The sequence below is a fragment of the Micromonospora sp. SD19 genome, assembly GCF_054462275.1.
Genome location: NZ_JBTLMN010000005.1, coordinates 167,264 through 185,907 on the forward strand (window position 1 = coordinate 167,264; position 18,644 = coordinate 185,907).

Annotated in this window: 18 protein-coding genes; 8 read left to right on the forward strand and 10 right to left on the reverse strand. The window is 70.4% G+C overall.

The genetic code is table 11. From position 1 onward, the window contains the following. Positions 1–115 precede the first annotated feature (115 nt). Complete coding sequence (gene acpS / locus ACX27O_RS18585; RefSeq protein ID WP_209444528.1) at positions 116–562, reverse strand: holo-ACP synthase; 447 nt, start codon at positions 560–562, stop codon at positions 116–118. Positions 563–713: 151 nt separating this feature from the next. On the opposite strand from acpS, the gene ACX27O_RS18590 reads away from it, so the two are divergent. Beyond that, a complete protein-coding gene (locus tag ACX27O_RS18590) occupies positions 714–1,799 on the forward strand; it encodes a branched-chain amino acid aminotransferase (RefSeq protein ID WP_210859420.1) in 1,086 nt (361 codons plus the stop codon). Positions 1,800–1,856: 57 nt separating this feature from the next. Here the strand turns inward: ACX27O_RS18590 and ACX27O_RS18595 are convergent, their stop codons facing one another. After that, the gene (locus ACX27O_RS18595; protein ID WP_051708318.1) at positions 1,857–3,086 is read right to left on the reverse strand and encodes a PucR family transcriptional regulator; all 1,230 of its coding nucleotides are present in this window, start codon (positions 3,084–3,086) and stop codon (positions 1,857–1,859) included. A 255-nt stretch (positions 3,087–3,341) separates the two neighbouring features. Here ACX27O_RS18595 and ACX27O_RS18600 point away from each other — a divergent pair, with 255 nt between their 5' ends. The 5 genes from ACX27O_RS18600 (at position 3,342) to ACX27O_RS18620 (ending at position 9,686) form a co-directional block, all read left to right on the forward strand. Beyond that, positions 3,342–4,259, forward strand: coding sequence for a dihydrodipicolinate synthase family protein (locus ACX27O_RS18600; protein WP_307857735.1), 918 nt, complete (start codon positions 3,342–3,344; stop codon positions 4,257–4,259). Between the two features lie 178 nt (positions 4,260–4,437). Beyond that, positions 4,438–6,483, forward strand: a complete 2,046-nt coding sequence (locus ACX27O_RS18605) for a M6 family metalloprotease domain-containing protein (RefSeq protein ID WP_036411164.1) — start codon at positions 4,438–4,440, stop codon at positions 6,481–6,483. Positions 6,484–6,568: 85 nt separating this feature from the next. After that, positions 6,569–7,003 carry a hypothetical protein gene (locus ACX27O_RS18610; protein ID WP_156057442.1) on the forward strand — a complete coding sequence of 145 codons (435 nt, stop codon included), beginning with the start codon at positions 6,569–6,571 and terminating at the stop codon, positions 7,001–7,003. Further along, on the forward strand, positions 7,000–7,584 hold the full coding sequence (locus ACX27O_RS18615) for a TlpA family protein disulfide reductase (RefSeq protein WP_358127256.1): 585 nt from the start codon (positions 7,000–7,002) through the stop codon (positions 7,582–7,584). The genes ACX27O_RS18610 and ACX27O_RS18615 overlap by 4 nt, the downstream gene beginning before the upstream one ends. A 206-nt stretch (positions 7,585–7,790) precedes the next feature. Continuing rightward, on the forward strand, positions 7,791–9,686 hold the full coding sequence (locus ACX27O_RS18620) for a CocE/NonD family hydrolase (protein WP_051708312.1): 1,896 nt from the start codon (positions 7,791–7,793) through the stop codon (positions 9,684–9,686). A gap of 89 nt (positions 9,687–9,775) precedes the next feature. On the opposite strand, the gene ACX27O_RS18625 is transcribed toward ACX27O_RS18620, so the two are convergent. The 3 genes from ACX27O_RS18625 to ACX27O_RS18635 all read right to left on the reverse strand — a co-directional run bounded on the left by ACX27O_RS18625 (position 9,776) and on the right by ACX27O_RS18635 (position 13,290). After that, positions 9,776–10,705 carry an LLM class flavin-dependent oxidoreductase gene (locus ACX27O_RS18625; RefSeq protein WP_210864553.1) on the reverse strand — a complete coding sequence of 310 codons (930 nt, stop codon included), beginning with the start codon at positions 10,703–10,705 and terminating at the stop codon, positions 9,776–9,778. Beyond that, positions 10,702–12,564, reverse strand: coding sequence for an LLM class flavin-dependent oxidoreductase (locus tag ACX27O_RS18630; protein WP_247675406.1), 1,863 nt, complete (start codon positions 12,562–12,564; stop codon positions 10,702–10,704). Before ACX27O_RS18630 ends, ACX27O_RS18625 begins: the two co-directional genes overlap by 4 nt. 246 nt (positions 12,565–12,810) lie before the next feature. After that, positions 12,811–13,290 (reverse strand): MarR family winged helix-turn-helix transcriptional regulator, encoded by a 480-nt coding sequence (locus ACX27O_RS18635; protein ID WP_357647416.1) that lies wholly within the window; start codon positions 13,288–13,290, stop codon positions 12,811–12,813. A gap of 122 nt (positions 13,291–13,412) precedes the next feature. Here ACX27O_RS18635 and ACX27O_RS18640 point away from each other — a divergent pair, with 122 nt between their 5' ends. After that, entirely contained in the window at positions 13,413–14,060 is a 648-nt protein-coding gene (locus ACX27O_RS18640; RefSeq protein WP_387218392.1) for an FMN-dependent NADH-azoreductase, read from the forward strand. Between the two features lie 38 nt (positions 14,061–14,098). On the opposite strand, the gene arsB is transcribed toward ACX27O_RS18640, so the two are convergent. From arsB to ACX27O_RS18660, 4 genes are all read right to left on the reverse strand, one after another. After that, on the reverse strand, positions 14,099–15,193 hold the full coding sequence (gene arsB, locus ACX27O_RS18645) for an ACR3 family arsenite efflux transporter (RefSeq protein WP_210858839.1): 1,095 nt from the start codon (positions 15,191–15,193) through the stop codon (positions 14,099–14,101). Between the two features lie 158 nt (positions 15,194–15,351). Beyond that, positions 15,352–15,759, reverse strand: a complete 408-nt coding sequence (locus tag ACX27O_RS18650; protein WP_210858838.1) for an arsenate reductase ArsC — start codon at positions 15,757–15,759, stop codon at positions 15,352–15,354. 123 nt (positions 15,760–15,882) lie between these two features. Further along, positions 15,883–16,584 carry an arsenate reductase/protein-tyrosine-phosphatase family protein gene (locus ACX27O_RS18655; RefSeq protein WP_210858836.1) on the reverse strand — a complete coding sequence of 234 codons (702 nt, stop codon included), beginning with the start codon at positions 16,582–16,584 and terminating at the stop codon, positions 15,883–15,885. 100 nt (positions 16,585–16,684) lie between these two features. Beyond that, positions 16,685–17,014, reverse strand: a complete 330-nt coding sequence (locus tag ACX27O_RS18660; protein ID WP_210864551.1) for an ArsR/SmtB family transcription factor — start codon at positions 17,012–17,014, stop codon at positions 16,685–16,687. A 62-nt stretch (positions 17,015–17,076) separates the two neighbouring features. Here ACX27O_RS18660 and ACX27O_RS18665 point away from each other — a divergent pair, with 62 nt between their 5' ends. Continuing rightward, positions 17,077–18,186: a flavin-containing monooxygenase gene (locus tag ACX27O_RS18665; protein WP_387218399.1), complete on the forward strand. Its 1,110-nt coding sequence runs from the start codon at positions 17,077–17,079 to the stop codon at positions 18,184–18,186. Here the strand turns inward: ACX27O_RS18665 and ACX27O_RS18670 are convergent. After that, positions 18,158–18,535 (reverse strand): ArsR/SmtB family transcription factor, encoded by a 378-nt coding sequence (locus ACX27O_RS18670; protein ID WP_210858122.1) that lies wholly within the window; start codon positions 18,533–18,535, stop codon positions 18,158–18,160. The two genes, ACX27O_RS18665 and ACX27O_RS18670, sit on opposite strands and share 29 nt — an antisense overlap. Between the last annotated feature and the right edge of the window lie 109 nt (positions 18,536–18,644).

Genomic DNA, 18,644 nt, shown 5'->3' on the forward strand with positions numbered 1-18,644 from the left:
TGATGGCCAGTGTCGAACCTCCACACTGAATGGCTAAAGTCAACAATGTGGCATCGACGGTCAATCAAATCATATGAGCGCAATGTCCAACTTGGACGAATAGATTAGGAAGCGTTCAGGCCGGTTGGCCCACGCCCGCGACGAAGGCGTGCGCCAGATGTCGGGTGTGCGTCAGGGTGATCAGCCAGGAATGGACACCGGCCGCCTCGGCGAGCGCCGCCGCGCGCCCGGCCAGGGCCAGTTCCGGCTGCCCGGAGTGCCGGCGCACCACCTCGATCTCCCGCAGGGCCGCCCCGCTCAGGCCGGTGCCGAGAGCCTTCAACACCGCCTCCTTGGCGGCGAAACGGACGGCGAAGCGTTCCGCCGGGTCGCGTTCGAGCAGGCAGTACGCGCGCTCACCCGCGGTGAAGTGCCGCTGCGCGAAGCGCGGCTGCCGGGCCAGCAACGCCCGGATGTCGTCGACGTCGACGAGGTCGGTGCCCGCACACACGACCACCCGGCCCACCACCTGGCGGGCGGCGCTGTCGGCGGCCGCGACGATCCGCTCGTCACCCCGGCTCACCGGCGCACCGTCCCTCCCGAGTCGCCGCAGTCTGCCTATGACCGGCGACAATACGGTCGGTATTCTGCACCTGTCATCCGACAAACTTCCCCTGCGTGTTCGTTCTCGGTGACTGAGCGCCCAGGGATGCGGCCATTGAGAGGACCCGGCCATGAGCCTGCCGTTCCCGTTGCAGCAGAATCCGAACCCGGCCAGCGCGCAGCGGCGAGCCGAGATCATGGCGAATCCGGGGTTCGGCACCTACTTCACCGACCACATGGCACGGGCGGTGTGGAGGCCGGACGGCGGCTGGCAGGATTCCGAGATCGTCCCTTTCGGCCCGATCCTCATGCACCCGGCCGCGGCGGTGCTGCACTACGCGCAGGAGATCTTTGAGGGGATGAAGGCGTACCGGCACGCCGACGGCTCGATCTGGTCGTTCCGGCCGCAGGCCAACGGCGAGCGCTTCGCCCGGTCCGCCCGACGGCTGGCACTGCCCGAACTGCCGGTGCCGGACTTCATGGCCTCGGTCGAGGGGCTGGTCCGGGCCGACCAGGTGTGGGTGCCGGACGAGGACGAGTACAGCGTCTACCTGCGACCGTTCATGTTCGCGTCCGAGCCGTTCCTGGGGGTTCGCCCGGCGAAGGAGATCACCTACATGGTGATCGCCTGCCCGGTCGGCGCGTACTTCTCCGGTGGTGTCAAGCCGGTCTCTATCTGGCTCTCCACCGAATACACCCGGGCGGCGCGCGGCGGCACGGGTGAGGCGAAGTGCGGCGGCAACTACGCCTCCAGCCTGGCGCCGATGGTCGAGGCCGCCGAGCACGGCTGTGAGCAGGTCTGTTTCCTGGACGCCGCCGAGGGCCGCTACGTGGAGGAGTTGGGCGGCATGAACCTCTACTTCATCACCGCCGACGGCAAGATCATCACCCCGGAACTCGGCACCATCCTCGAGGGCGTCACCCGGGGGTCGATCCTCATCCTCGCCAAGGACCTGGGCCTGGAGGTCGAGGAGCGCCCGGTGGAGATCCGGGAATGGCAGGAGGGCGTGGCATCCGGCGCGATCACCGAGGTCTTCGCGTGTGGCACCGGCGCCGTGGTCACGCCGGTCGGGCGTCTGGTCTGGGACGGCGGCGAGGTGACGGCACCGAAGGCCGGTGCCGAGGACTCGGTGACCATGCGGCTGCGTCGGCATCTGCTCGACATCCAGTACGGCCGGGCCGCCGACCCGTACGGCTGGATGACCCGCCTGGTGTGACGAGGACCGTCCGCTCGGTCGCGTCGCTGTTCGCGGCCACGCCACGGGCGGGCGGCGTCACGGTGTGCGGTAGTGGCCGGTGAGGCGACCGAGCTTCATGGCCAGGTGCAGGCACAGGCGCTCGTTGCCGTCCTTGAGGTCGGTCCCAGCGAGCTGTTCCACCCGCTGCAGCCGGTAGTACAGCGTGGTCCGGTGCAGTCGCAGTTTCTCGGCGGTCGCGTGCGCGTTGCCCGCCAGGTCGAGGTAGGCCTCAAGGGTCTCCAGCAGCACCTGGTGGGCGTCGTCGCGCAGCAGCCGCTCCAGCCCGGGATGGACGCCCGCGACGTCCAGATGCTGGCTGTCCAGCTGGGACAGCACCCGGTAGATGCCCAGGCCGGCCCAGGAGATCACCCGGCCGAGCGCGGGCAGTTGGGTGCCGACCCGGGCCGCCTGGGCGGCCTCCTGGTAGGACGCGACGGCGCTGGACAACTCGGCGCGGGGCTGGCCGATCCCGGTCACGGTCCGGTCCACCGACGCCAGACCCCGGGTCGCGGTGCTCAGCGCCGCGTCCAGATGCGCGGCGGAAGCCTCCGGCGTGGGGCGGCCGGCGATCCGGTCGCCGCAGACCAGCAGCACCCCGTGGTCGTGCCAGACCAGGTGCAGCGTCTCCCGTACGCCGATCCACCGACGGGTGGTGACCAGGGCCTGCTCCAGGGCGATCCGGGCCACCTCGTCGGGTTGCCGCCCACCGGTCGGCACGAGCTGCGCGACGAGCGCGACGGTAGATCCGTCGGCGGCCACCACGCCCTCATCCAGCAGCGCCCGCGCCGCGTGCTCCCGCGCCTGCCGGCCCTCCACCAGGAGGGTTCGGGTGGCCTCGGTCTCCCGCTGCGAGGCGAGCTCACCGAGCAGGTTCTCCCGGTAGAGGGCCAGGGACAGGTCGGTGAAGGCGCCGGCCGCGGTGGCGATGTCGGCATCGGTCATCGAGCCGTCGGCGTCGATGAACCAGACGAACCCGAGCAGCAGGTCGTCGTGCCGGATCGGCACGCAGACCCTCGCCAGCAGGTCCAGCTCGGCGCACGCCGGGGTGCGGATCGGTGCGCGCGCCGTGAGCACGCCCTTCCCCCGGAACCAGGCGATCACCTCCGGCGTCGTCTGCCGACGCAGGATCGACATCCGGCGGACGTCGTCCATCGGGCCGTCGTGCTCGCTGTAGGCGACCACCCGTTGCCGCCGGTCCTCGATGAGGGCGGGTCGCCCCACCCGGGCGGCGACGGCGTCGACGATTCGCTGGAGCTCACCGTGCATGTATCTCCCATGGTTGCGCTGCGTGACAGGGATCGCGCGACCGTCAGTCCTTACCCTCCGGTGCGGATGGGCCATTGCGCAAGGTCCACTGTCGAAGTCGCGACATAAGGACGGACGGCACCGCGACTGTTCCGGCATCTGTCCGAAGACCGGGGATGACAGACGTTCCTAAGGTTCCGGTACGGACCGCACCGGTGCCCCGCGCACGATGCGGTACCGATGACGGGCGTTTGCCGGCGGGGAGGGGATATCCGAGTGGGAACTGGTAGGCCCTGGCGGGGCGTGCTGGTCGCCATCACCACACCGTTCCGCACCGACCTGTCGGTCGACTTCGACCAGCTCCAGGAACACGTCCGTTGGCTCGCCGCCGAGGGGTGTCACGGGGTCGCGCCGTGCGCGTCGATGGGGGAGTACCGGGCCCTCTCCGACGACGAGCGGGCCGCCGTGGTGAAGGCGACGGTGCAGGCCGCGCCACCCGGTTGCGCGGTGGTGCCCGGTGTCGGCGGTTACGGCAGCAGGCAGGCCCGCCACTGGGCGGAGCAGGCCGCCGCGGTCGGCGCCGACGGCGTGCTGGCACGGCCGCCCGACGGGCCCGCCGCCCGGCCCGCCGATGTGGTCGCCCACTACCGGGAGGTGGCGGCGGTCGGCCTGCCGGTGGTCGCCCACAACGACCCGTACGACGCCCGGCTGGACCTCACGCCGGACCTGTTGGCCACCGTCGCCGAGATCGACGGAATCGTCGCGGTCAAGGAGGTCACCGGCGACGTCCGCAGGTTGCACCGCCTGCGGGACCTCTGCCCACACGTGGACGTGCTGGTCGGGGCCGACGACGTGGTGCTCGAACTGGTGTTGTGCGGCGCCACCGGATGGATCGCCACCCTGCCCAACGCGCTGCCCCGCCAGGCCGTGCGCCTGTACGAGCTGTGCGCCGCCCGCGACCTGGCCCAGGCGCTGCCGCTCTACGCCGAGCTGCACCCGATCCTGGGCTGGGCCTCCCGGCCGGAAGCCGTACAGGCGGTCAAGCTGGCCATGGAGTGCGCCGGGCGGTTCGGCGGACGGTGCCGCCCCCCGCGCGGACCCCTGTCCGGCACCGCTGTGGACGGGGTGCGCCGCGACGTGCTGCGGGCCCTCGCGGCGACGGCCGGGCCGGCGTTCGGGGCCGGCAGTGGCTGAGCCGGCGGGCACGCCGGTCCTTCAGGTGTCGGAAGTCGTCGGCCCACCTGCCGACATCTGCACGGTGACCGGCACCGGCCCGCCCTCCTAGATTCGCTGCGCGGCCTGCTGACAGGTGTCGCGCGGTACCCCCACCGGGACGCCAGCGCCGCGTTTTCCTCCGACGAGAGGTGATTCCGTGCACCGTGCTACCCCCCATCGAACCCGGCTGAGGCGGGCCGTACTGGCCGCAGCCGTGGTGACCACCCTGGTGGCGACCGGGGCGGCGCAGGCCGCCGCGGCCCCGGCCAACCCGGCCGGCGGCACCGCGCCGTTCCAGGTCCTGGACCCGCAGGCCTGGCAGAACCCGGACACGATGACCTGGAACGACTACAAGGCTGTGCCGGGCAAGAACTGGGCCGACCCGAGCGTGTCGGGCTCGGTCCGCAACTTCAAGATCGCTCTGGTGGCGCTCGACTATCCGGATGAGACGTTCGCGGTCTCCCAGCGGGCCCGCTCGACGGTGTTCGGCAACCCGCAGTCCGTCGCGACGAACATTCCCCGGGCCGACGTGCCGAAGTTCTACCAGGACTTCCTGAACACCCCGAACACTTTGAACAAGGGCCACACCCTGCACGAGTACTGGATGCAGGACTCCAACGGCCGCTACGGCGTCGACCTCACCGGGTTCGGGCCGTACCAGATGCCGGCCAAGTCCTACCAGTACGGGCTGGACAACGGGTTCAACCCGGGTGCCTGCCCGAGCGGGGACGTGTGCGGCAAGAACATCCGCACCGACGGCCTGGGCGCCTGGCGGGCGGCCGTCGGCGAGGAGGTCGCCAACCAGTACGAGTTGGTGTTCATCCTCAGCGCCGGCCAGGACGAGTCGTCGACCTGGCAGGAGTTCGGGCAGATGATCTTCCAGAACAAGGAGGACGTGCCGGACGCCTGGGGTCCGCCGGACCCCAACCTGCCGAACTGGGCGAAGACCCGCTACGTGGACTGGACCTCGTGGAAGGCGGCGGCGACGCTGTGGCCGAACGCTGGCGGCGGCTCCTCGACGCAGGGCGAGAGCTCCGGCATGGGCGTCTACGCCCACGAGTTGTCCCACCTGCTCGGCATCGGCGACAACTACAACAACCCGTACGGCGAGCCGCTGCGCCGGGCGTACACCGGGATCTGGAGCATGATGTCGCGCGGGTCGTTCAACGGCCCGGGCGGTCCGCACACCCGCTGGCAGATCCCACCGACCAACGGTGGCTCGATGGGCTCGCTGCACACCCTGCGGGACAAGATCAAGATCGGGCTGGTCGGCGAGGAGCACGTGCTGCGGCTGTCGCGGGAGTCGCTGGCCTCCTCGGGTCTGGTGGTCGCGCAGGTCACGTCCCGGGCGGTCGACGCCGGCCCGAAGGGTCTGAGTGGGGTGAACATCGCGCTCAACAAGGACCTGTCGCCGACCTGTGCGGTCAGCACCGACCCGTTGTGCGACGGCGGCAACTTCAACAACTACACGGTCGAGGTCGTCGACCGGATGGGCGCGGACTCCTTCACCCCGGACAGCGGCGTGCTGCTGAGCAAGACGAAGAACGCCGACAGCGCCCCGTTCCAGTGGGTGGTGGACGCCAACCCGCAGGACATCGACATGATCGACTTCTACCGGCCCGACGGCACCCCACAGAAGATCACCATGGGTGACTACCGGCAGCTCTCCGACGCGCTGTTCCACGCCGGCGCGGACACCGGCAGCCAGTACGAGTACGTCGACGAGGCCAACCGGCTGCACTTCTACATCATCGATCTCAAGCGGGACTCGGCCGGCTCGCTGTCCTACACCGTGGCGGTGCGTTCTCTGGACGGCACCGGCGGGCCGAGCAGTCACGGAGTGAACCTGGGCAAGGGCGAGGTGACCAGCGGCGGCAAGCCCACCAACCGCGGCGTGACCTGCTCGTTCGAGCTGACCAACACCGGTACCTACTCGGCCGGCGGGCAGCAGCACCCGGAGAACGTCAGCGCTTACCTGAAGTCGGACGTCTACCGCCTGTCCGCGGAGGTGGCCGGCAAGGGTTGGCGGACCTGGCTGCCCAACCAGCTCGCCACCGCACAGTTCGGCAAGGCCACCACGGTCACGGTGTCGGTGGGTGCCACCGCCGCCGCCGCGGAGACCGGCTTCGTGAAGCTCACCGCGACCTCGGAGAGCGACCCGACGAAGACGGTGACCAAGCAGTGTCGGGTCGAGAAGTCCTGACCGACGCCCGAGGTTGACCCCGGTCCTGCCGGGTCCGCGGCGACAGGCCGCCGCGGACCCGGCAGGCGGGCCGAAGGAGGATGACGTGCGGCGAAGCATCATGACTCTGCTGCCCCTGCTGCTGGCCGGCGCGACCGGCTGCGGCGCCGTCGGCGCCACCCAGGAGGCGGTCTCCCCGACGACCGTCCGGGTCCTGGTCCGCGACATCAACATCCGGGCCGCGGGTGTGGACTGCGCCGGCACCGGCCCGTACACGCACTTCCACAACCGGGCGCCGTACCGCGTACTCGACCCGGACGGGGCGGCGGTGGCCAGCGGGCAACTGCCGGCGGGAACCGCGGTGGCCGCCTTCGCCGAGGATCTGGGGGTCGAGCGCATGCCCACCTACTGCGAGTTCGCCGTTGCGGTGCGCGTGCCGCAGCGGGCCTCCTACCGGCTGGAGGTGGACGGCCGGCCGGCGCTCGACCTGACGTCGGACAGCAGCGAGGGCCCGGCGCTGGTGGCGGTGGTCCCGTCATGAGGCGGGCACTCCTGCCGCTGCTGCTGACTGTGGCACTGCTGGGCGGATGCAGCACGCCCACACCGGAGTCCGGGCCCCCTCCGGCGCCCGCCGGAGGGGCGGCGGCGCTGCCGGGACCGGTCCCCGCCGACCTGGCGTTGCGCCCGGCACCCGGCACCGCCCCGGCCGCCCCGGCGTTCACCGGCGCGCTGACCGACGGCACACCGTTCGCCGCCGCCGAACTGTGGGCGCAGCGCCCCGTCGTCTTCACCTTCTTCAACTCCTGGTGCACCACCTGCGCCAGTCGCCAGGCCGCCCTCAGCGAGCTGGCCCGCAGCTATCGGGACCGGGTGGTCTTCGTCGGCGTGGCCGGCGTGGACCAGGCCGACGAGGTCCAGGACTACCTGCGCGCCCACCAGGTGGAGTATCCGGTCGTCCTGGACGACCAGCAGACGATCTGGCGTTCGTACGCGGTGCGGGAGCCGCCGGCCGTCGTGCTGGTCGCCAAGGGTGGCGCACTGCTGCGCGGCTGGCCGGGTGGCCTGGACGCCCCGACCCTCGACCGGCGGCTGCGGGAGCTGGTGCTGGCCGGCCAGCCGTAGCCCCGTCACCCAGACACCCCGGTGCGACGCCGGCCCGGCACCGGTCGGCGTCGCACCGGGGTCTTGCCGTGCCCGCCGCACTGCTGCCCGCCGGGCGACTGACGCACCCCGTCGAAGCACGCCCGACGAACTTCCTACACGTGCAGGTGGTGGCACCGGCCGCCGGCTCGTAGCGTACGCAGCCTCGGACACATCAAGGAGAATGCATGGCTACAGTGGGAACGCGGTGGCGCAGAGGCGTGGCCGTACTGTCCGCGACAGTGCTCGCCGCCCTCGGCGCGGCACCACAGGCGCTGGCGGCGGACGGCCCGCCGTCGATCGTCGTCCAGGACGGCGTCACCCAGCCGGTGTTCGGCTACGCCGACGCCATTCGGGAACGCCTCTTCATCGACTCCACCTTCGACAGCGACAACGACGGTCTGCGCGACATCATCGCGTTCGACCTGATGCGGCCGGCGGCCACCGCACAGGGGCTCAAGGCCCCCGTCGTGATGGACGCCAGCCCCTACTACTCGACTGTCTGCCGGGGCAACGAGTCCGAGTGCAAGGCGGACCTCGACGGCGACGGGCTGCTGGACAAGTGGCCGCTGTTCTACGACAACTACTTCGTGCCGCGCGGCTACGCGGTCATCCTGCTGGACATGGTCGGCACCAACAACTCCACCGGCTGCCCGACCACCAACGCCAACCAGGACAACCTGAGCGCCAAGCAGGCCATCAACTGGCTCAACGGCCGGGCCACCGCCCGTAACGCCGCCGGTGAGATCGTCAAGGCGGACTGGCACAACGGCAAGACGGGGATGATCGGCAAGTCGTACGACGGCTCGCTGGCCATGGCCACGGCGGTGACCGGCGTGAAGGGCCTGACCACCGTCGTGCCGATCAGCGGACCGACCGAGTACTACGACTACGTGCGCAGCAACGGCGTGGTCACCCGCGGCAACAGCTACGTGTCGTCGCTGGCCAACACGGTCACCAATCCCGAGCGTCGGGACTACTGCAAACCGGTACGCGACGCGATAGGCGCCGCCGACGGCGACGAGCACGGGGACTACACGTCCTTCTGGAACGAGCGCAGCTACGTCAAGAAGGTCCCCAACGTCACCGCCAGCGTGCTGCTCTACCACGGCCTCAACGACGACAACGTCCGCCCGGACCACTTCAGCAAGTTCTGGTACGCCCTGGCGGAGAACAACGTGCCGCGCAAGCTGTGGCTGTCGCAGGAGGGCCACGTCGACCCGTTCGACTCGCGCCGCGCGGTGTGGGTGTCGACGTTGCACCGGTGGTTCGACTTCTGGCTGCAGGGCGTCGCCAACGGCATCATGGACGAGCCGCGGGTGGACCTGGAGCGCTCCGCCGACGTGTGGGAGACCCACGCCGACTGGCCGATCCCCGGCAAGGCCGACACCGAGGTGTTCCTGCAGCCCGGCGCCACCGGCGCGGGCGGTCTCGGGCTGGTGCCCACCGCGAAGCCGGCGACCGGGGCGTTCCAGGACAGCCGTACGCAGAGCCAGAACACCATGATCCTCAACCCGGACGTGGTGCAGCCCAACCGGCTGGCGTTCCTCTCCGCGCCGCTGTCCGCGCCGCTGCACATCTCCGGCACGCCCACCGTGCAGCTGCGGGCCTCCGCCGACCAGGCCGACACCAACCTCGGGGCCATCCTGGTCGACTACGGCACCGACGAGCGGGTCGCGCACCGGGCCTCCGGCGAAGGGATCATCACCCTGGACACGTCGGACTGCTGGGGCGAGAGCAGCCCGACCGACGACGGCTGCTACAAGCAGACGGCGAAGCGGGTGGCCACCGCCGACTACGAGCTGGTCACCAAGGGCATCATGGACGCCCAGAACCGGCAGTCGATCCGCGTCGCCGTGCCACTGGTGCCGGGGGAGTCGTACAACTTCAGCTTCCCGCTGCTGCCGGAGGACTACGTCTTCAAGCCCGGCCACCGGATCGGCGTGATCATCGTGGCCAGCTACCCGCAGTACTCCAGCCAGGCGGACACCACCGCCGCGAACCTGAAGGTCGCGCTGAAGAGCAGCAACATCGTCCTGCCCGTGGTCGGTGGCACCGCCGCCGCACACGCCGCCGGTCTCTGACCGGCTGATCGCCGGGCCGCCCAGCGTGGCTCACCACCGGGCGGCCCGGCGATCACCTCTCCGGGCCGCCCACCCCCACCTCGCGGCTCCTACGCTCTGGGCGGCCGGGCGGCTGCGCCGGCCTTGCGTTCCCGCTCGACGACCTCTCGCACGGCAGGTGCGATCTCGGCGCCGAAACGCTCGGTGATGCTCGGGTCGTCCCCACCGATGATGAAGGCGCTGATGCCGTCCCGCAGCGCCAGGTCGACGATCTGGTCGACCCAGGCGGCGGGCGGGCCGTTGAGAAGCCCACGCGGGGCTGACGAGAGCTGGACCTTCATGAAGTTCATCAACCGTCGTACGGCTGCCGGGTCGCGGCCGGCGTCGTGCGCCGCGCCGTCGATTCGCGCGTTGAGTTCCGGTAGGGAGTCGGCGCCCCGGGGCAGGTACTCGATGCTGGGCAGCCAGCCGTCGGCGACCGCACCGGTGAGCGCGAGCATCTTGGGCTTGTACGCCCCGACCCAGATCGGGATGTCGTGGGCGGGACGCGGTCCGCGTCGGGCGCCCTTGACCGAGTAGTACTGCCCGTCGTAGCTCACCTCGCCGGGGGCCGTGGTGTCCCAGATCTTGCGGATGATCTCGATCCCTTCGCGCAGCGCGGTGACGCCCTGGGCGGCGCTGAGCCGGCGTCCGCCCATGGCGGCGATGCCGTCCCAGAACGCACCGGCACCGATGCCGAGTTCGAAGCGGCCGCCGCTGAGGATGTCGAGCGAGGCGGCGGCCCGGGCCAGGACGGCCGGTGGCCGTAGCGGCAGGCTGGTGACGTTGGCGTTGAGGTGGACGCGCTCGGTGCGGGCCGCGGCGAAGGCGAGCAGGGTCGACGTGTCCAGGTACGAGGCCTGGTACGGGTGGTCCTGGAAGCTGACGAGGTCGAGGCCGGCCCGGTCCGCGGTGACCGCCAGGTCGACGACCTGTCGGGCCTGTTGTGCGGCGGGTGTGATGAAAGCGCCGAAGAGCAGGTCGTGTCCGTAGTCGGTCATGCCTGTGCCTCCTTCGTTGTCCGCGGGTCGATGGCGAAGTTGTCCCGGAAGAGGTTGTCCGGGTCGTAGCGGTGTTTGAGTGTGCGAAGGCGCTCCAACACCGGTGCCGGGAAGGCGTCGAGCAGCCGTTCGGGACTGCGGTCGGTCTCGAAGCTGAGGTAGAGGCCGTCGAAGTGCTGACGCAGTGGTTCCCATACGGCGTTGAGGCGCTGATTGTTCTGGCCCATCGCCGTCAGCTGGAATGCCGGCGTCCGATGGCTGAAGGACGCCTCGCCCGGTGCGACGTCGGCGATCGCGCCGCCCATGGCCCGCAGCTCGAAGAAGTAGACGCCCCCGCTGCGAAGCATCGCCGCGGCATCACGGGCGAACTCGGGGGTCAGTGTGGGCAGGAAGGCCGACCGCGAGTTCGGCTCGCCGAATCCCTGGTGGCCGTTCGGCCCGACGTCGGCGGCGTTGCCCATGACTCCCGAGTACGGCGTCATCACCACCTGCTGTCCGGCGAGCGCCCCGAGTTCCAGGAACGGTGTCAGGCGCGCCACGACGGTGTCGGGATCCGGGTTGTCGACCACAGCGAAGAGTTGGATGGTCGACGTGCCCGCACGCGGCTGCCCGGTCACGAGGAACACCGTGGTGTCCCGTGGTGCCGAACTGGCCAGTTCCGCGAAGCGGCGCAGCGACTGCTCGATGTCGGTGGAGAGCAGGACGAGTTGCGCCCAGCCGACCTCGCCCACCTCGTCGACCTCGAATTCGAACGAGGTGGCGATGCCGAAGTTGGCGCCCGCTCCCCGTACGGCCCAGAACAGTTCCGGGTTGTGCTCTCTGCTCGCCCGCACCTGCCGTCCGTCGGCGAGTACGAGGTCGACCGACCGGAGATGATCGATCGTCAGGCCGTGGTTGCGCGAGAGCAGGCCGATTCCGGCCGCGGTGGCGAGCCCGCCGACGCCGACGCCGCCGTAGTCGCCCGAGCCGAGTGCCCACCCGTGCGGGGTCAGGGCTTCGGCGACCTGCTTCCAGGTCGCGCCGGGGCCGATGCGCACGAGCCGGCGGACGGGGTCCACCACACTGATCGTGTTCATGGCGCCCACGTCGATCACCAGGCCGCCCCGGTTTGTCGATCGGCCGCTGATGCCGTGGCCGGCGCTGCGGATGCCGAGGGGCAGGTGCCGGTGTCGCCGGGCGAACTCGATCGCGTCCGACACCTCGGCCGGTGTCGAGGGCCGCAGCACCAACCCGGGAGCGCCGCCGCGCAGATAGGTGGAGGACAGGGAGCGGTACTGCGGATCGCCGGGCTCGACCGCGGTGTCGGCGAGTGACGCTGGTACGCCGTCGTAGTCGATGCCCGGCTTGCGCTGGGCGCGCACCGCGGCCGAGCGTCGGCGTACGCCGCTGCGGTGGTCGCCTTCGGCGGCGAGCGCTGCGAGGCGTTCGACGTCCTCGCGCGAATCCACCGGGACCACGACGGGCAGGTCGGCTTCGGCGAGGCGGGCCAGTTCCGCCGGCTTCGCGTCCCGTGGCGCGACGACCCAGCCGGCGGGGTCGGAGATGATCCGCCCCTGCGCCAGCAGGTCGATGCTGTCCAGCGCCTTGGCGATCACGCTCGGGTACTGCGCTTGCGGGTCGGTCGGATCGGGAGCGGTGGTGGCGCCGGCGGGGGCACCGATGGCGATCCGGCGTGTCGATCCCGCCAGCCAGACCGCCGCGGTCCAGGGGTCCAGGCCGGCTGATGTCCCGGTCGCCGCGTCGGCGACGACCACAAGGTCCAGGCCGCGTTCCTCGGCGAGGCGGGCCAGCTCGACTGTCTCCAGCGGCGCGCGGGCCAACCGTGACGCGTCGAGGACGATGCCGATCTCCATGATCATCTGATGTTCCCCATCCCGACTCGCGCGAGCAGTGCGATCACTCGCGCTCTGAACCCTGTCGCGGCCGGTGTCTGGTGCCGGTCGTCGCTCAGTTGAATGCTCGGTCGGGGAGATAATATTCCAGGCAGACGATCTGCTCGGCAATGCGTACGACGATCACCCGGGCGGCCCGGGAAGGGATGCCGTGACCTGGGGGTGCAGTTCCGCCCCGGCGGAACAGGCGACGCGGTGCACCCCGCCCGGGCGTCAGCGGGTGCCGGCCTCCGGAGCCTCGGAAATCTTCCGGGTCACATGGCAGGCCACCTCGCGCAGGACGTCGATCTGGCTCGCGGTGAGGCCGTCGATGACGTAGTCACGGACGGCCGCGACGTGGCCGGGGGCCGCGGCGACCACAAGATCCCACCCGGCGTCGGTGAGCGAGGCCACGGTGTAGCGGGGGCTTTCCGGGTCGGGGGTGCGGCGGAGCAGGCCTCGTTGTTCGAGGCGTTTGACGACGTTCGACAGTCGGGACAGCGAGCAGCTGAGGTGGCTGGCGAGGTCACTGAGTCGCATGGTTCGCCCCGGCGCCATGGACAGGCCGCTGAGCACGAAGTAGTCGAACAGCGTGAGGTGGTTGTCCCGCAGGAGTTGGGCGTCGAGGGCGCTCGGCAGGTTGAACATGAGTTTGGCCAGCGCAAGCCAGGCGTCGCGCTCGTGGTCGGTCAACCACCGAGGTTCGTCGGGCATGGCGCAAGCGTACGTGTCGGCGTGGTTCACGAGGGTGAGGGACGTCTCCTTCAGGTTCAAGCTTGAACAATCTGCTCTAGGGTGAAGTTCAACCTTGAACCTCAGTTCCCCAGGGAGTGCTCGTGACCTTGTTCCGGCTTGATGCCAGCATCCGAACGCACGGCTCGGCGAGTCGTGAAATCGCGGACATCGTCGAGGAGGAGTGGCTCGCCAGTCATCCCGGCGACACCGTCGAGCGCCGCCACGTCGGGGTGGAAACCCTGCCGGCAACCCTCTGGGCGGCGGCGGTGTCCGCCGGTATGACGCCGGCCGAGGAACACACCGCCGAGCAGCGGGAGGCGGTGGCCCTCGCCGCGACGCTGGTGGACGAGTTGCGGGCCGCCGACGCGTTGCTGTTCGCCGTGCCGCTCTACAACTTCGGCGTCTCCCAGCATTTCAAGACGTACGTCGACGTGGTGCTCGCGGACCCGCGGGCGACCACGGAGCCGTTCCTGGCGGGTAAGCCCACAGTGCTCGCCACGGTGCGTGGTGGCGCGTACGGTGCCGGCACACCTCGGGAGGGCTGGGACCACTCGACGCCGTACCTGCGCCGGATCATCGGTGACTGCTGGGGCGCCGACCTCACCGTTGTCGAACGCGAGTTCACCCTGGTCGGGGTCAACCCCGCACTCGACGCGTTCGTCGACCAGGCCGCCCAGATGCACGCCGGGGCCCTGCAGTCCGCCCGGGAGGCCGGTCGTGCCCTCGGCGCGCTGAGCGTCCCGAGCTGAGCCGTCTCTTCCCGAGAACCGGAACGCGGGTCAAGCGGTCACCCCGAAGCTGCCGGCTTCAGCTGGTTGATGTCGGGGTGACCGAACCGGCGCCGGGCGGCGAGGCTGACGTAGACGAGGGCGACCAGCACCGGCACCTCGATCAACGGCCCGACGACGCCGGCGAGGGCCTGACCGCTGGTGACGCCGAACACGCCGATCGCCACGGCGATGGCGAGTTCGAAGTTGTTGCCGGCGGCGGTGAAGGCGAGCGTGGTGGTGCGTTCGTAGCTCAGGCCGATCGCCCGACCGATGGCGAACGAGCCGAACCACATGATCCCGAAGTACGCGAGCAGCGGCACCGCGATGCGGGCCACGTCCCAGGGCTGGGCGGTGATCGCGTCGCCCTGCAGGGCGAAGAGCAGCACGATGGTGAACAGCAGCCCGTACAGGGCGACCGGCCCGATCCGCGGCAGGAACCTCGCCTCGTACCAGTCGCGGCCCTTGGCGCGTTCGCCGAGTCTGCGGGTGAGGTAGCCGGCGGCCAGGGGGATGCCGAGGAACACCAGGACGCTGCCGGCGATGTCCCAGCCGGAGACGGAGAGCCCGGCCTGCTCCAGGCCGAGCCAACCGGGCAGCACGGTGAGGTAGAACCAGCCGAGCAGGCCGAAGGCGAGGACCTGGAAGACCGAGTTGAGGGCGACCAGGACGGCGGCGGCCTCGCGGTCGCCGCAGGCCAGGTCGTTCCAGATGATGACCATCGCGATGCAGCGGGCCAGGCCGACGATGATCAGGCCGGTGCGGTACGCGGGCTGGTCGGGTAGGAGCAACCAGGCCAGGGCGAACATGACGGCGGGGCCGACGAGCCAGTTGATCACCAGGGAGGAGATCAGCAGGCGTCGGTCGGAGGTCACGGTGTCGAGGCGGTCGTAGCGGACCTTCGCCAGGACCGGGTACATCATGATGAGCAGACCGAGGGCGATGGGTACGGATATTCCGCCGACCTTGACGAGGTCGAGGGCCTCGTCGAGGCCGGGGATCAACCGGCCCAGGAGCAGGCCGGCGACCATGGCGGCGCCGATCCATACCGGCAGCAGCCGGTCCAGCGTCGAGAGTCGGGGTGCGGTGCTCGACGGGGTGGTCGGCGTCGTCATGTGCCTGGTTCCTCTTGGTCTCTGGGTGGGGGTGCGTCCGGGCCGCAGGGCCGTCTGCCGTCGACGCCGGTGGGCGCGTGGTCGGCGAGGGCGGCGATGCCACCAGACCAGTGGGCAGCCGCCCGGCGGCGACGGCCGGCGAGCGGGGGGTGACAGGGTCAGGCGGCGGTGTGCAGTTCGCCGAGGAGCTTCTCCACCCGGGTGCGGATCTCGTCGCGGATGGGGCGTACGGATTCGACGCCCTTGCCGGCCGGGTCGTCGAGTTTCCAGTCCTCGTAGCGCTTGCCGGGAAAGACCGGGCAGGCGTCGCCGCATCCCATGGTGACGATGACGTCCGAAGATTCCGCGGTGGTGTACTCGAGCAGCTTTGGCGTCTGGTCGGTGATGTCGATGCCGACTTCGCGCATGGCCTCGACGGCGGCGGGATTGACGGTTTCTGCGGGGGCGGCGCCGGCGGAGCGGACCTCGACGGTGTCGCCGGCGAGGTGGCGCAACCAACCGGCGGCCATCTGGGAGCGGCCGGCGTTGTGCACGCAGACGAACAGGACGCTGGGCTTGTCGGGCATCAGGAGCCTTCCTTGCAATAGGGGTTGCGGAGCCGGCTGACCGGTGCCGGGACAGGCGGCCTCGTGTTCATGCGCGGTGGCTGGGCGCCGGACTGCGTTCGGCCGTCGCGCAGGAGGCTGGTGTCAGTCATGACGGTCTGGCGACCTCAGGGTGGAGGCCAGGATGGGGGCGACGCGGTCGATGCGGGTGGCGAGGTCGGCGAACGCGGCCTCGAACGCAGCATCGGTGTCGACGCGGACCGGGTCGGGTACCGACCAGTGCAGTCGGGGCCGGACCGGGCCGGTGAGTTCCTCGTGGGCGTTGTCGCAGACGGCGATGAGCAGGTCGTCGTCACGCACGATGTCCGCGACGTGCGCGGTGCCGGTCGCGTCCAGATGCAGACCGTGGCGGTGGGCCACGGCGACGGCGCGCGGGTGAACCCGCTCTGCCGGCCGCGTTCCGGCCGATGTCGCGCAGGTTTGGGCGCGGTCCGACCAGAGGGCGGCGGCCAGTTGCGAGCGGGCGGAGTTGTGGGTGCAGACGAAGACCACCCGACCCACCCCGGCCATCAGCGCTGGCGTCAACGAGGCCAGGGCCTCGGGCCGCAGCTGCAGGTAGGTGCGACGGCGGTCTCCCTCGGATCGGCGGCGGACGACGAGGCCGGCTTCGCTGAGGACCTTGACGTGGTGGGCGACCAGGTTCGTCGGCATGCGAAGGTCATCGGCGATTTCGCCAGGGGAGGCGTCGCCCAGGGTGAGCGCGTCGACGATCGCCAGGCGCGCCGGGTCGCCGAGCGCGGCGTGGGTCCGGGCGCGCACCTGCAGAGAGGCAAGCTCAGTAATCATTGACTCAACCATCGCTGAGCAACTGGTGTGCTGTCAAGCGGCGTCGAGGTCGATGGGCCGGGTGCAGGTCTGACGTCCGGCTCCGCCGGGGGAGTCGCGGTCAGCAGCAGGTCATGAGGTACGACTGCAGCTCGGCGAGCGCCGAGACGGCGCCGTCACGGTCGGCGCGGTAGTACACCGTCTTCCCCTCGCGCCGCGAGGTCACGATCCGCCCCCGACGTAGCAGGGTCAGCTGCTGCGACGCCGTCGCCTGGCTGATGCCGGCGTGCTCGGCGACTTCCCCGACGGACAGCTCGGCGCCCTGGGAGAACAGCATCATGATCCGTTGTCGTGTTGGGCTGCCCAACGCCTTGAGGAACTCCTGCGTGGCCGGTGCCAGCCCGGTTTGTCCGGCGGCGGGCGCGACCGCTGTGGGCTGCGGCTGATCCATGGTCCCACCTTCCAGCATTCCCATCATATTGTCATTCAACGAAATGACAATATGATGATGGAGTGATCACCTCCTCAGAACCAGTCGTCATCGTCGGCGGCGGCCAGTCCGGTCTCGCCGCCGCCCACGCCGGTCTCTCCGCTGGCCTGCGCCCCGTCGTCCTGGGGGCAGGCGTCGAGCCGGTCGGGTCCTGGGTCGGCTACTACGACAGCCTCACCCTGTTCTCCCCGGCCCGGTACAGCAGCCTGCCTGGCATGGCCTTCGACGAGGGAGATCCCGACCGCTATCCGACCCGCGACGACGTCGTCGCCTATCTGCGCCGCTATGCCGCCAGCATCGATGTCGAGATCCGCACCGGCACCCGGGTCGCCGCTGTTCACCCGCGCCCAGGCGGTGGCTACCTCGTCCACACCGACAGTGGCGACGAGATCGGCGCTACGGGCGTCGTCGCCGCCAGCGGTTCCTTCGGCAATCCGTACCTGCCGGTGCTGCCCGGCCACGACACCTACGCCGGCGAGGTGCGGCACGTCGCGCACTATCGGCGGCCCGAGCCGTATACCGGTAAGCGGGTCCTCGTCGTGGGCGCCGGGAACTCCGCCGTCCAGGTCGCCTACGAACTGGCGCCACACGCGCGGGTCACCCTGGCCACCCGGGCACCGATCCAGTTCATGCCGCAGCGCATCCGAGGCCGGGACCTGCATCACTGGCTCCACGTCACCCGCGCGGACCTCCTGCCCCGGTCGGTGCTCACTCGCCTGATCCGCCACGCCGCCGTGCTCGACACCGGCGTGTACCGCGACGCGATCGCCTCCGGCGTGCTCGCCCGCCAGGAGATGTTCACCGCCTTCACCGCCGACGGCGTCATCTGGGCGGACGGTACGCACGAGGCGGTCGACACGGTGCTCTTCGCGACCGGCTACCGCCCGAACCTGGACTACCTCGCCCCGCTCGGAGCCCTGGATGACGGCATGCCCCGCCACGTGTCAGGTGTCTCCACGACCCACCGGGGGCTGGTCTATCTCGGGTTGGAGTTCCAGCGATCGTTCTCGTCGAACACCCTGCGCGGCGTCGGGCGCGACGCGGCGCATGTCGTTGCCGCCTTGGCCGGCGGCGTGTCCGGCCGGTCGCTGCGCCGGCTGCCGCCTATGAGGCGGTTACCGATTCCACGGTGAGCAGCGCCGCGAGTTGGCGCAGGACCGCCGGTCGCGCCCGGTAGTACACCCAGGTGCCGCGCCGTTCGGCGTCGACGAGGCCGGCCTCGCGCAGGGTCCTGAGGTGATGCGAGATGGTCGGACCGGTCAGGTTGAAGGCAGGGGTGAGGTCGCAGACGCACGCCTCGCCGTTGTCGGCGGAGGCGATCATCGACATCAGCTGCAGCCGGACCGGGTCGCCGAGGGCCTTGAACGCCGGCGCGAGCAGCGCGGCGGTCTCGGCCGGCACGCGGTGCTGCGCCAAGGGTTGGCAGCAGAACCCCTCGCTGGTCACGTCGGTGAGAGTGAGAGGCGCAGCTTGCTTCGACATTCCTCTAGGTTGACATCTCTCTAATCAACGTGCAACCGTCTGTTTCGACGGACGTCAAGACAGGAGGGGATCATGTTCAGGCTTACGCGCCGACCGAGGGCATCCACGA

What these genes read in the sequence shown, in the direction of transcription:
- ACX27O_RS18590 (WP_210859420.1), top strand. Translation starts at nt 714, where the DNA reads ATGAGCCTGCCGTTCCCGTTGCAGCAGAATCCGAACCCGGCCAGCGCG.
- ACX27O_RS18595 (WP_051708318.1), bottom strand. Translation starts at nt 3,086, where the DNA reads ATGCACGGTGAGCTCCAGCGAATCGTCGACGCCGTCGCCGCCCGGGTG.
- ACX27O_RS18615 (WP_358127256.1), top strand. Translation starts at nt 7,000, where the DNA reads ATGAGGCGGGCACTCCTGCCGCTGCTGCTGACTGTGGCACTGCTGGGC.
- ACX27O_RS18620 (WP_051708312.1), top strand. Translation starts at nt 7,791, where the DNA reads ATGGCTACAGTGGGAACGCGGTGGCGCAGAGGCGTGGCCGTACTGTCC.
- ACX27O_RS18625 (WP_210864553.1), bottom strand. Translation starts at nt 10,705, where the DNA reads ATGACCGACTACGGACACGACCTGCTCTTCGGCGCTTTCATCACACCC.
- ACX27O_RS18630 (WP_247675406.1), bottom strand. Translation starts at nt 12,564, where the DNA reads ATGATCATGGAGATCGGCATCGTCCTCGACGCGTCACGGTTGGCCCGC.
- ACX27O_RS18635 (WP_357647416.1), bottom strand. Translation starts at nt 13,290, where the DNA reads ATGCCCGACGAACCTCGGTGGTTGACCGACCACGAGCGCGACGCCTGG.
- arsB (WP_210858839.1), bottom strand. Translation starts at nt 15,193, where the DNA reads ATGACGACGCCGACCACCCCGTCGAGCACCGCACCCCGACTCTCGACG.
- ACX27O_RS18650 (WP_210858838.1), bottom strand. Translation starts at nt 15,759, where the DNA reads ATGCCCGACAAGCCCAGCGTCCTGTTCGTCTGCGTGCACAACGCCGGC.
- ACX27O_RS18655 (WP_210858836.1), bottom strand. Translation starts at nt 16,584, where the DNA reads ATGATTACTGAGCTTGCCTCTCTGCAGGTGCGCGCCCGGACCCACGCC.
- ACX27O_RS18660 (WP_210864551.1), bottom strand. Translation starts at nt 17,014, where the DNA reads ATGGATCAGCCGCAGCCCACAGCGGTCGCGCCCGCCGCCGGACAAACC.
- ACX27O_RS18670 (WP_210858122.1), bottom strand. Translation starts at nt 18,535, where the DNA reads ATGTCGAAGCAAGCTGCGCCTCTCACTCTCACCGACGTGACCAGCGAG.